The 836-nt window shown below is 47.2% G+C and carries 1 protein-coding gene; it reads right to left on the bottom strand.

From position 1 onward, the window contains the following. Positions 1-836 (bottom strand): hypothetical protein (locus tag R7Z50_RS26155; RefSeq protein WP_318149564.1); only part of this gene is annotated, 836 nt, incomplete at both ends.

The raw sequence follows: 836 nt of genomic DNA, 5'->3' as shown, positions 1-836 counted from the left end.
GCCAATGCGTCATCCAATCGATTCAACTTGTAGTAGGCTCTGGTTTTGATGAGCGCGACGTCAGCATTACGACCTTTTACCTTATCCAAAGCAGCCAATGCTTGTTGGTAATGGCCTTGTTGAACAAGTAGCTGAGAGTAGTTCCAGTAGTATTTAGAATCCAACTTCGCGGCAATTCGCCAACTATCGATGGATTTGTCCCACTCTTTTGCCATCTGCCAATAGGTCGCCTGCTGAGCTTTTAACTGGCTATCGACGTTAAGGTCTTCCAACTGCTCCATAATTAAAGCAGCACGCTCCGGGATTCCACGTTTCGCATAAAGCTGCGCCAGCAGTTTAAAATCATCTTGACTGAGCGCGACACCTTGTAGCTTGGCTAAAGCCATTGCATCTAGTGCGCGTTTGCTGTCATCGACACGTAAGTGCAAAGCGACGAGCTGACGCCACCACTCCACCCGTTCAGGCTCAATTGAAATCAAACGTTTGATGGTGACAATAGCAGGCTGCCACTTTTTGAGTTCCAGTTCAGACGAAAGCTTAATCGACAATGGACCGAGTTCATCTGGCTGACCAAACTTCTCGTAGCGACCCATCGCTGACAGCACTTTATTCCATTGGCTCAACTGGTAATGCGATTGTGCGATGCGCAGCCAAACTTCATGAGCTTTCTGGTTTTTAGGTACGGCTTTACTCAATTCGTAATAGTGCGGCAAGGCTTTAGCAAACTGTTGTTCGTTCAACAAAATATCCGCTAGCATTTTACGTGTTTGCCACGCTTGCTCGTCTTGCAATAAACCGCTGCTTACCGCGAAATCCAGTTGCTTGATAGCTGGCTT

This window comes from Vibrio sp. 1249-1 (assembly GCF_033340495.1).
This window is presented reverse-complemented; position numbering and strand designations above follow the sequence as displayed.